General features: G+C 72.6%; 10 protein-coding genes. 3 read left to right on the forward strand and 7 right to left on the reverse strand.

Annotated features, from left to right (window positions below; all coding sequences use genetic code 11):
* Positions 1 to 1,030: ArsO family NAD(P)H-dependent flavin-containing monooxygenase (locus tag AB0C59_RS34500; protein ID WP_363011757.1), on the forward strand; the 1,030-nt coding region annotated here is incomplete at its 5' end.
* 76 nt (positions 1,031 to 1,106) lie between these two features.
* Here the strand turns inward: AB0C59_RS34500 and AB0C59_RS34505 are convergent.
* Entirely contained in the window at positions 1,107 to 2,618 is a 1,512-nt protein-coding gene (locus tag AB0C59_RS34505; protein ID WP_363011759.1) for a SulP family inorganic anion transporter, read from the reverse strand.
* Positions 2,619 to 3,026: 408 nt separating this feature from the next.
* Here AB0C59_RS34505 and AB0C59_RS34510 point away from each other — a divergent pair, with 408 nt between their 5' ends.
* Positions 3,027 to 3,437 carry a MerR family transcriptional regulator gene (locus AB0C59_RS34510; RefSeq protein ID WP_363011761.1) on the forward strand — a complete coding sequence of 137 codons (411 nt, stop codon included), beginning with the start codon at positions 3,027 to 3,029 and terminating at the stop codon, positions 3,435 to 3,437.
* 456 nt (positions 3,438 to 3,893) lie between these two features.
* On the opposite strand, the gene AB0C59_RS34515 is transcribed toward AB0C59_RS34510, so the two are convergent.
* From AB0C59_RS34515 to AB0C59_RS34540, 6 genes are all read right to left on the reverse strand, one after another.
* Positions 3,894 to 4,859: a bile acid:sodium symporter gene (locus AB0C59_RS34515; RefSeq protein WP_363011775.1), complete on the reverse strand. Its 966-nt coding sequence runs from the start codon at positions 4,857 to 4,859 to the stop codon at positions 3,894 to 3,896.
* A 127-nt stretch (positions 4,860 to 4,986) separates the two neighbouring features.
* Positions 4,987 to 5,298, reverse strand: a complete 312-nt coding sequence (locus tag AB0C59_RS34520; RefSeq protein ID WP_363011763.1) for a hypothetical protein — start codon at positions 5,296 to 5,298, stop codon at positions 4,987 to 4,989.
* A complete protein-coding gene (locus tag AB0C59_RS34525) occupies positions 5,295 to 6,068 on the reverse strand; it encodes a heavy metal-responsive transcriptional regulator (RefSeq protein WP_363011765.1) in 774 nt (257 codons plus the stop codon). Before AB0C59_RS34525 ends, AB0C59_RS34520 begins: the two co-directional genes overlap by 4 nt.
* Positions 6,069 to 6,163: 95 nt before the next feature.
* Entirely contained in the window at positions 6,164 to 6,979 is an 816-nt protein-coding gene (locus AB0C59_RS34530; RefSeq protein WP_363011767.1) for a sulfite exporter TauE/SafE family protein, read from the reverse strand.
* Between the two features lie 195 nt (positions 6,980 to 7,174).
* Positions 7,175 to 7,546, reverse strand: coding sequence for a metalloregulator ArsR/SmtB family transcription factor (locus AB0C59_RS34535; protein ID WP_363011769.1), 372 nt, complete (start codon positions 7,544 to 7,546; stop codon positions 7,175 to 7,177).
* A 42-nt stretch (positions 7,547 to 7,588) separates the two neighbouring features.
* Positions 7,589 to 8,650, reverse strand: coding sequence for an NAD(P)-binding domain-containing protein (locus AB0C59_RS34540; protein ID WP_363011771.1), 1,062 nt, complete (start codon positions 8,648 to 8,650; stop codon positions 7,589 to 7,591).
* A 107-nt stretch (positions 8,651 to 8,757) separates the two neighbouring features.
* Here AB0C59_RS34540 and AB0C59_RS34545 point away from each other — a divergent pair, with 107 nt between their 5' ends.
* Complete coding sequence (locus AB0C59_RS34545) at positions 8,758 to 10,164, forward strand: NAD(P)-binding domain-containing protein (protein WP_363011773.1); 1,407 nt, start codon at positions 8,758 to 8,760, stop codon at positions 10,162 to 10,164.
* The last annotated feature ends 136 nt before the right edge of the window (positions 10,165 to 10,300 follow it).

Raw genomic sequence — 10,300 nt, forward strand, 5'->3', positions numbered from 1 at the left:
CGGCCAGGCAGGGCTGGCCGCCGCCGACCACCTGCGCCGGCGCGGCCTCGACTTCGTGATCCTGGACGCCGATGCGGCGCCGGGCGGGTCCTGGCAGCACATGTGGGACTCCCTGCACCTGTTCTCCCCGGCCGAGTACTCCTCGCTGCCCGGCCGGCTCATGCCCGTCCAGACGGGCGAGACCTACCCGGACGCCGGGCATGTGGTGGACTACCTCACCGGCTACGAGAAGCGCTACGACCTGCCCGTGGCGCACGGCACCCGCGTGAACGCCGTACGCCCAGGCGGCGAGAGGCTCCTGGTCGAGGCGGATACCGGCACCTGGCGGGCCCGCGCAGTCATCAGCGCCACCGGCACCTGGACGCGGCCCTTCATCCCCGCCGTCCCCGGCCGCGAGGTGTTCACCGGCCGCCAGCTGCACACCGTGGACTACCGCAGTCCGGCCGACTTCGCCGGGCAGCGTGTCATCGTGGTCGGCGGCGGCAACTCCGGCGCACAGATCGCCGCCGACCTCGCCCTGGACGAACACGTCGAGGTGACCTGGGTGACCCAGCGCCCGCCGCGGTTCCTCCCCGACGACATCGACGGCCGCGCCCTGTTCGATGTCGCCACCGCCCGGCGCCGTGCCCTCGACGCAGGCCGCAGCGACACCGGCGGGGTCGCCTCGCTCGGCGACATCGTCGCCGTACCCCCGGTTCGGGCCGCCCGTGACGCCGGCCTCCTGACCGCGAAGCCGATGTTCGCCCGGCTCACCGCCGACGGCGCCTGGTGGGCCGACGACAGCCACACCGGCGCGGACGCGGTCATCTGGTGCACCGGCTTCCGCCCGGCCCTGTCCCACCTGGCACCGCTGAACCTGCGCGGTCCGCGCGGCCACATCCCCACCGACGGCACACGCGCCCTCGGCGAGCCGCGGCTGCACCTGCTCGGCTACGGCGACTGGACCGGCCCGGCCTCGGCCACCCTGATCGGCGTCGGCCGCACCGCCCGGGACGCTGCCGGGGAGATCGCACACCTTCTGCGCAGCTAGCCGCTGCTCGAAACGGCCGCCGGGTCGGTGTCCACCCCAAAGTGGACACCGACCCGGCACGGTTGTCTCGGTTGCGTCAGTGGCTGGCCGTGAGTTCGCCGCTGAGCTTGCCGTGCAACTGGGCGCTGGGGTCGTTCAGGCCGGTGATCTCGACGGTCTTGCCGCGCTGCTTGTACTTGGTCTCGATGGCGTCGAGGGCGGCGACGGAGGAGGCGTCCCAGATGTGGGCCTCGGACAGGTCGATGACGATCCGTTCGGGGTCGCCGTTGTAGTCGAACTGGCCGACGAGGTCGTTGGAGGAGGCGAAGAACAGCTCACCGGTGACCCGGTAGACGACCGTGGTGCCGTCGGGATCGAGGACGCTGTGCACGCGGGCGAGGTGGGCGACGCGCTTGGCGAAGATGACCATGGCGGTGATGGAGCCGACGACGACGCCGATGGCGAGGTTGTCGGTGGCGACCACCACGATCACGGTGATGGCCATGACGGCGATCTCCCCAGCGGGCATCCGCTTCAGCGTCTTGGGCGCGATGGAGTGCCAGTCGAAGGTCGCGAAGGACACCATGATCATGACGGCGACGAGGGCGGCCATGGGGATGTCGGAGACGACGGGGCCGAAGGCGATGCACAGCACCATCAGGAACGAGCCCGCCAGGAACGTGGAGAGGCGGGTACGGGCGCCGGAGACCTTCACGTTGATCATGGTCTGGCCGATCATGGCGCAGCCGCCCATGCCGCCGAAGAAGCCGGTGACGATGTTGGCGATGCCCTGGCCGATGGACTCGCGGGTCTTGGAGGAGTGGGTGTCGGTGATGTCGTCGACCAGCTTCGCCGTCATCAGCGATTCCATGAGGCCGACCAGTGCCATCGCGAAGGCGTACGGGGCGATCGTGGTCAGGGTGTCGAGGGTGAACGGCACGTCCGGCAGGCCGGGGACAGGCAGGGAGGAGGGCAGGGCGCCCTTGTCGCCGACGGTCGGCACCGCGATGCCGGCCGCGACCGTGATGACGGTCAGGATGACGATGGACACGAGCGGGGCCGGGATCACCTTGGTGACCTTCGGGAAGAACACCATCAGGGCCAGGCCGCCGATGATCAGCGGGTAGACGGCCCAGGGCACGTCGTGCATCTCGGGGACCTGCGCCATGAAGATCAGGATGGCGAGGGCGTTGACGAAGCCGACCATCACCGAGCGCGGCACGAACCGCATCAGCTTCGCCACCCCGAGCGCGCCCAGGATGACCTGGATGACTCCGGCGAGGATGACGGCGGCGATCAGGTAGCCCAGGCCGTACTCATGGTTCAGCGGGGCGATGACGAGGGCGATGGCGCCGGTGGCGGCGGAGATCATCGCGCGTCGGCCGCCGGCGATGGAGATGACGACGGCCATGGTGAAGGAAGCGAACAGGCCGACCGCCGGGTCGACCCCGGCGATGATCGAGAACGAGATCGCCTCGGGGATCAGGGCGAGAGCGACGACGAGACCCGCCAGGACCTCGGTGCGCCAGACCTTCGGGTCAAAGATCCAGTCGGGCTTGAGGCCGCGCAGGCGCGCGGCCGGGGATGCGGTGACAGCGGAAGAGGACAAGGAAACAGGCACCTGTCGTGCTCGGGCACGCCTCACGGGGCAGGCCGGGGCGTGCGGGAGGATGCGGAGGGGCCGGGTCGGCACCCCGCGGACGGCCCCGTCAGCGCGGAACCGGAAGAGAGCGGATCCGGACACAAACCGGCAGACGCGAGGGCGCCGGAGTTCACATCCGGGGGCGAAGCATCACGGCGGGCAGGCGGCGGCGCCGGGCGTCATGGGCTCGCGCACGCTTCTCTCCCGCAAGATTAGGATCTTCACCGGGGGCAGCATCGGCCCCGACAAGGCAACAGCGGGGCCGCGAAGCGCTGCCCTCACACCCAACAACTCTACCCTAACGTTAGAGTAGGGTTGGCGGGTCCCGGCAGGGGTGGCCGCCATGACCGAAGGCGAAGGGCCAGGAGCGCAGACGTGGACGGCAAGCACATGCAGATCGGCGAGGTCGCCGCGCGCACCGAGCTGTCCCTGCGCACCATCCGGCACTACGAGGAGACCGGCCTGGTCACCCCCTCCGCCCGTTCCCAGGGCGGCTTCCGTCTCTACACCGAGAACGACGTCGCCCGGCTCATGGTCATCCGCCGGATGAAGCCGCTCGGCTTCACCCTGGACCAGATGCGTGACCTGCTCGACGCCACCGACCGCCTCGACGCGGGCCCCGGTCTCGACGCCACCGAGCGCGAAGCACTCCTGGAGCGCGTACGCGCATACGAGCAGGCCGCGGCCGAGCAGGTGGACAAACTCCGCACCCAGCTCTCCCGCGCGGAGGACTTCGCCGCCACGCTGCGGGCTCGGCTGCCCGAGCACGCACCGCCCAGCCACTGACGGCAGCGGGCGGCCCGCCCGTTCCCCCACCGGCGGGCCCGGCCTCCCAGGCGTACCGGGTGATGTTGCAGAAGCCCCTGTCCACAGGAGCCGGCCTGCTGCCCCACGTCGTCCCTGCTGAGGGACCTCACACACCCGCTGGTCGCCGACTGCGCCCCGGACGCCACCGGCGCTGGCCGGCGGCCATCACCCCACACCTGTTCGTCTCGCGGCAGTTGGCGCCCGACATCCCTGCACCGGCCGGTGATCGACACCGTGCTCCCTCGCACCCTCTCTCGCGCGGGGCTGACGATGCGGCTGGTACGCCCGCTCCGGATCTTCGTCGAAGCCCGACAGCATGCGGACCCTCTCCACCTCGTGCGCCTGTTCGGCCTGAGCGACGGCGCCGCCATGCGGCTAGGTCACCACCGCGCACCCCGACCGGGCTGTGAAGCAGCCTCGGTGAGGAGCGGGCGGTCAGCGGGAGGCGGCCTCGGTCTGCTCTTCCTCGGACATCAGGCGAGGGACGAGACGTACGTAGGCGACCATGCCGAGGACCTCGACGAGGGTCTGGGTGACCACGACGAGGGAGGCGACAGCGAGGGAGTCGGGCAGGGCCAGGGCCAGGGGGAGGACGACGAGGGAGTTGCGGGTCGCGCCGGTGAAGACGATCGCCCTCCCCGCGGGGGCGTCGAGGCGGAAGAGGCGGGCCACGGCCTTCCCCGCGAACGCCATCACGATGAGGAACAGCACGTAGAACGGGACGACGGCCGCGACGCCGCCGAGGCTGTCGCCGAGCTTGGGGACCTGGGAGGCCACCACGGTCAGGAGGGTCGCGGCCATCAGCGGGACCATTGTGGTGGTCGCCGCGCCGAAGACCTTCTGCCCGGCCGGGCGGCGGGCGGCCCATGCCTGGAGTGCCCAGGCGAGGGCGAGCGGGATGACGATCAGAGTGAGGAACGCCTCGAGGAACGGGCCGACCTCGACGATGCCGGCGAGCTCGGAGCCCATGAACAGGTAGAGGAACCCCGGCAGCAGCAGCATCTGCACGACCAGGAGGACCGGGGTGGCGGCCAGCAGGCGGCGGCTGGAGCCGCCGGCGAGGCCGGAGAAGACGATGACGTAGTCCACGCACGGGCACAGCAGCACCAGCAGCACGCCCAGGCGCACGGCCTGGTCGGCGGGGAGGAGGGGGAACATCGCGGCGACGACCAGCGGCACCACCGCGAAGTTGACCACCACCGCCGCGGACAGGAACCGGCCGTCACGCAGCGAGCGGACCAGTTCGGCGGCCGGGACCTGGAGGAAGGTGACGAACAGCAGCGCGCCGAGGACCGGGTTGATCGCGTGCTCCAGCCCTGGGCCAAGGCCGGGGGCCGTCCAGCCGAGGAGGCCGCCGGCGGCGAGTGCCGCCAGGTAGATCGCGACCTGGTGGTGTTCCATCCGCTCGACCAGGCCCTGCGGTCCCTGCTGCGACACCCGAACTGCTCCTTCGTACGTGCCGGCCGCCCCATGGCGCCGGACGGTTCATCCTCACAGACCCCGTGCGGGGCCTGGCCGGCGGTTCTGCTCAGCGGGCGGCCTTGCCGTCCTGCGGCGGCGGGCCGAGGGTGGGCATGCCGAGGTCGGCCCGGGCCGGGACCGTGGGGCAGGACGTCGTGCGGCGCCGATGCCGTACGAGGAGGAAGCCGAGCCCGGCGGCCACGGCGAGCACTGCCAGGGCGGGCATCCACAGCGCGCCGATCGCGGAGGCGACGCCGACGGAGCCGAAGACGGCAAGGACCGGGCCCGCGCAGCACACCGCGCAGGCGGCGACCGCGGCCGCGCCGGCGCCGAGCGTGCCCCAAGGGCGGGACCGACGGGGAGAGGACGTGGCGGTCATGCGGCGGCTCCGAAGAGGTCGGCCAGCATCCCGGCGGCGGCCTCGGGGGCCCGCACCTCCAGCTGCAGAGCGGTCGGGGTCAGGTGCAGGGTGAAGTCGAAGAACGCGCAGCAGCCCTGTTCCGCCGCGGCGAGCCCGGCGAGCTCGGCGGCGAGCTCGGTGCCGGTCGGGAAGGACAACCTGAGGCCGTCGGGGATCTCCTCGCGGCGCTCGGCCTTGCCGGCCAGGGCCCGCCACTGCTCGGTGCGCTCGCCCAGCTCGGCACCGCCGAGGGTGCAGGCGACCGGGATCTCCCGCCACGCCTCAGCGGCCGGAGTGCGGCGGGTCGGGGACAGCTCGACCGGCACCGGCCCGGCCGCCGGGGTGCCGGTCGTGGTGCAGCCGCACTCCGGACCGCACGCCCCGGCCGGGGCCGGGCCCGAGAGCTCGGCGTAGACGCCGGCCAGGTGGGCGCAGAACGCGCGCAGCTCGGCGATGCGGCCGTCCGTCTCGGCGATCCGGTCCGCGACCAGCGGCAGCATCCGTGCCCGCACCGACGCACACACCCCCTCCTCGCGGACGTCGAGGAGTTCGCGGATCTCCTCCAGGGCCAGGCCCAGCAGCTTGGCCGAGGAGATGAAGGCCAGGCGTTCCACCGCGTCCTCGCCGTACATCCGGTACCCGGACGGGGCCCGGTCGGCAGGCAGCAGCCCGGCGTCCTCGTAGAAGCGCAGCGTCGTGGCCGGAACACCGGAGCGCTCGGCCAGCTGCGAGATGCGGTAGGTCGTCACGCCACCGACGGTAAACCTTCGACCCGACTCGAAGGTCAAGCGCCGGACCTCGCCGCCCCGCAGGAGGAGGGAGCGCTGTCCTTCGCCCGCGCCGGTCAGTCGTGGCGGGCGAGCTTGAACGCGGAGACCAGCAGCATCACGGCCAGGAGGGGGATGAGGACCAGGTCGGGGAAGACTCCGAGGAGCAGGCCGCCCAGCACGGCGCCGACGATAGAGCCCGCGGCCATGGTGGCGGTGAAGCGGAGATTGGCGCCGAGGACGGCGAAGCTGCCGTCGCGGCTGTAGCGGGCGAACGCGACCAGCATGGTCGGCAGGGAGACCAGCAGGGAGAGGCTTCCGGCGGTCTTGATGTCCTGGCCGAACAGCAGCACGATCGTCGGGATCAGCAGCTCGCCTCCGGCCACACCCATGATCGCGGCGACCACGCCGATGCCGAAGCCGACGACGACGCCGGCGGGCACCTGGGCCCACAGCGGCAGGGCGAGCGCGTCCAAGGCGGTGGTGTGGGTGACCACCAGGGCGGCCGCCATCAGCACCATCAGCACCGCCAGCACCTTGTAGAGGGTGGAACTGCGCATGCGCACCGCCCAGCTCGCTCCGGCCCATGCGCCGAGCAGGCTGCCGGCCAGCAGGTTGACCGCGATCGGCCACCGTGCGGCTACCTCGGCTGCCGGGACCGCGGCCAGGCGGGCAGGCAGCGCGACCAGGACCACAACCAGGCTCATCGCCTTGTTCAGGATGACGGCCGAGAGCGCCGCGAACCCGAACAGGCTGATGAGAAGGGGCAGGCGGAACTCCGCCCCGCCCAGCCCGATCATTCCGCCCAGCACCCCGATGGCTCCTCCCGCACCGAACACCAGGGGTGCCGAAAGCGTCGCGCGCAGCGGAACAGGGCTCTGGTCAGTGGTCATGGCGGGCATCTTCGCTGGCGGCCGCCCCCGCCCGCCACGGTGCGGCCATCTCTTCAGGCGAAGGCACCGCAGGTCCGCCGAGGTTTCGTCCACATCTCCCAGCACCGGCATCGTTCGCCGGGCTGCGGCGCTCGACGACGATGCCGTCGCGCGACATGCCGCGACGGCGTCCCGCCCGTGCGCGTCTGCGGGCCGTCAGGCCGCGGCGGGTAGCGTCAGCAGCTTGCCCATCGCGGCGAGCACCGACGGTTCGACCCGGTAGTAGACCCAGGTGCCGCGCCGCTCGGAGGTGAGCAGCCCGGCCTCCTTGAGCTTCTTCAGGTGGTGGGAGACGGTGGGCTGGGAGACGCCGACGTCGGAGATGTCGCACACGCATGCCTCCCCGCCCTCGTGCGAGGCCACGGCGGAGAACAGCCGCAGCCGCACCGGGTCACCGAGGGCCTTGAACATCCGCGCGGCGGTCTCGGCCTCGGCGGCGGTCATCGGGCGCTCGGTCAGCGGCGGGCAGCACGGCACCACACCCCGACCGTCGGCTTCGAGCAGCGGCAGCACCTTCGCATTCGACATGCATCTATGTTGACACATGTCGAACCAGTGGAGGGAGGCTCGTCACCGGCGCGCGAGGTGGGCGGCCAGGCTCCTGGCGATCCGTTCTGCGTCCCGTCCGACGCCGCGCAGCGAGTTCGACGACAGGCTGCGCTGCCATTCCAGCCCGACGAACGCCAGCCCCGGCACACCGGTGGCTAGGCCCTCGCGGTGCCAGGGGTTCCCGTCGGCGTCCAGGGCGCTGTCGAGGCCGGCGAGGTAGGGCAGGTCGGGGCGGTAGCCGGTGGCGAGCACGATCGCGTCGACATCCTCCCGCCCCTCGCCCGGCCAGACGAGCTTGGCCCCGTCGGCGCCGGTGAACAGCGGCCGCCGGTCGGGCCGGCCTGCGGCCAGGGCGGCCCGGTAGCGGCCGTCGTCGAGGACCGGCTGCGTCGGCGGGCGTGACAGGAGTCGGCCGAGGGGTGCGGTGTCCAGGCCGGTGCGGGTCGTCCAGAAGTGCAGGTCGCGGCCGAGGATGCGCTGGGCTGCGAACTTCACCGGGGCGCCGGTGGCGAGCGTGACCCGTGCCGTGGCGGCGAGCTCGGCGGCGATCTGCACCGCGGAGTTCCCGGCCCCGACCACGACCACCCGGCGACCGGAGAAGGGAGCCGGGCCGCGGTAGTCGGCGGCGTGCAGCACCTGCCCGGTGAACTCCTGAAGGCCCGGCAGCACGGGCCGGTGCGGTCGGCCGAACGTCCCGGAGGCCGCCACGACGGCCCGCGCGGACAGTCGGCCGCCGCCTTCCAGTTCCAGCGTGAGGATGCCGCCGGTGCGGCGGACCGCGATGACGCGGCAGTTGGTGCGGATCTCGGCGGCCAGGCGGTCGGCGTAGGCGGTGAGGTAGGCGACGACCTCGTCGCGGTGCGGGTAGCGGTCGCGGTCGGCGCCGGGGAACGGCATCCCGGGCAGGGAGCTGTACCGGGCGGGCGAGAACAGCGTGAGGCTGTCGTAGTAGTGCGGCCACGACCCGGCCGCACGGTCGGACGCCTCCAGTACCACCGGCCGCAGCCCGTGCAGCCGGAGGGCGTGGGCGGTGGCGAGGCCGGACTGGCCGCCGCCGATCACGGCGACGTCGGTGTGCTCCATCAGCGAACCCCTGTTTCGATACATGTCTATGTTGACGTTCATCAATACAGGTGTCATGCTGGGCCGCGCAAGCCATCGACAGATGTCGAAACACGCAAGGAGTCGCCGTGAACGCGCCCGCCACCACCGAGCTGCCCGTCGTCGTGATCGGGGCCGGACCCGCCGGCCTGGCCGCCGCCGCCCACCTCCTCGACCAGGGCATCGAGCCCCTGGTCCTGGAAGCAGGGCCCACCGCCGGCGCCGCGGTGCGCGAGTGGTCGCACGTGCGCCTGTTCTCCACCTGGGGCGAGGTCGTCGACCCGGCCGCCGAGAAGCTCCTGGCCCCCACCGGCTGGACCCGCCCCGACCCGGCCGCCTACCCCTCCGGCGGGGACTGGGCCGAGTCCTATCTGCAGCCGCTCGCCGAGGCCCTCGGCGACCGGGTCCGCACCGACGCGCGCGTCACCGGCGTCTCCCGCACCGGCCGGGACCGGATCGTGGACGCCGACCGCGAGCAGCAGCCGTTTGTCGTACACGTCGCCCACGCCGACGGCCGTGAGGAGCGCGTCTTCGCCCGCGCCGTCATCGACGCCTCCGGCACCTGGGCCACACCGTCCCCGGCCGGCGGCAGCGGACTTGCCGCGCTCGGTGAGAAGGCCGCCGCGGACCGGATCACCTACCGCGTCCCCGACCTGAAGGACCCCGCCGTCCGCGCCCGGTACGCGGGCAAGCGCACCGCCGTGATCGGCTCCGGAGCCTCTGCCTTCACCGCGCTCGCCTACCTCGCCGACCTTGCCAAGTCCGACGACGGCTCGGGCACGAAGGGCGTGTGGATCCTGCGCCGGGGCATCTCGGGCTCCACCTTCGGCGGCGGCGAAGCCGACCAGCTCCCCGCCCGCGGCGCCCTGGGCCTGGCGGCCAAGGCCGCCGTCGACCAGGGCCACGCAGACGCGGTCACCGGCTTTCGCACCGAGGCGATCGAGCGGGCAGACGACGGCCGCCTGGTCCTCATCGGCGAGGACGGCCGCCGCCTCGACCCGGTCGACGAGGTCATCGTGCTGACCGGCTTCCGCCCCGACCTGTCCTTCCTCGACGAACTCCGCCTCGGCCTCGACGAGCGCCTCCAGGCCCCCGTCGCCCTCGCCCCGCTGATCGACCCCAACCAGCACTCCTGCGGCACCGTCTACCCCCACGGCCACCGAGAGCTCTCCCACCCCGAACCCGGCGTCTACCTCGTCGGCATGAAGTCCTACGGCCGCGCCCCGACCTTCCTCGCCATGACCGGCTACGAGCAAGTCCGCTCCGTCGCGGCCGCCATCGCCGGCGACCTCGACTCCGCCGACCGCGTCGAACTGACTCTGCCCGAGACCGGAGTGTGCGGCGGCGCCGGCCTCTTCGACGCCCCCGAATCCGACCAGAGCGGCGGCTGCTGCGCCCCGGCGCCCCAGCTCGTCCAGCTCGGCGCCCCCGCCGCCTTGGCCGACGGCGCCACGGCGGCCGAGGAGGCTCCGGCGGGCGGCTGCTGCGGCTCGTGACTGACCTCAACACCTCAGCCCGCGGGGCCGCGACCGGATCGGCGCAGGAGTACGCCGAGGCGACGGGCGCGGTCTTCATCCACCCCTTCGACCACCCGGACATCATCGCCGGGCAGGGCACGGTGGGGCTGGAGAT

Source organism: Streptomyces sp. NPDC048664 (genome assembly GCF_040650555.1).
GTDB lineage: Bacteria > Actinomycetota > Actinomycetes > Streptomycetales > Streptomycetaceae > Streptomyces.

Bases quoted from the DNA above. Each gene is read 5' to 3' on its own strand.
- AB0C59_RS34515 (WP_363011775.1), bottom strand. From the start codon at position 4,859: ATGGAACACCACCAGGTCGCGATCTACCTGGCGGCACTCGCCGCCGGC.
- AB0C59_RS34530 (WP_363011767.1), bottom strand. From the start codon at position 6,979: ATGACCACTGACCAGAGCCCTGTTCCGCTGCGCGCGACGCTTTCGGCA.
- AB0C59_RS34520 (WP_363011763.1), bottom strand. From the start codon at position 5,298: ATGACCGCCACGTCCTCTCCCCGTCGGTCCCGCCCTTGGGGCACGCTC.
- AB0C59_RS34535 (WP_363011769.1), bottom strand. From the start codon at position 7,546: ATGTCGAATGCGAAGGTGCTGCCGCTGCTCGAAGCCGACGGTCGGGGT.
- AB0C59_RS34540 (WP_363011771.1), bottom strand. From the start codon at position 8,650: ATGGAGCACACCGACGTCGCCGTGATCGGCGGCGGCCAGTCCGGCCTC.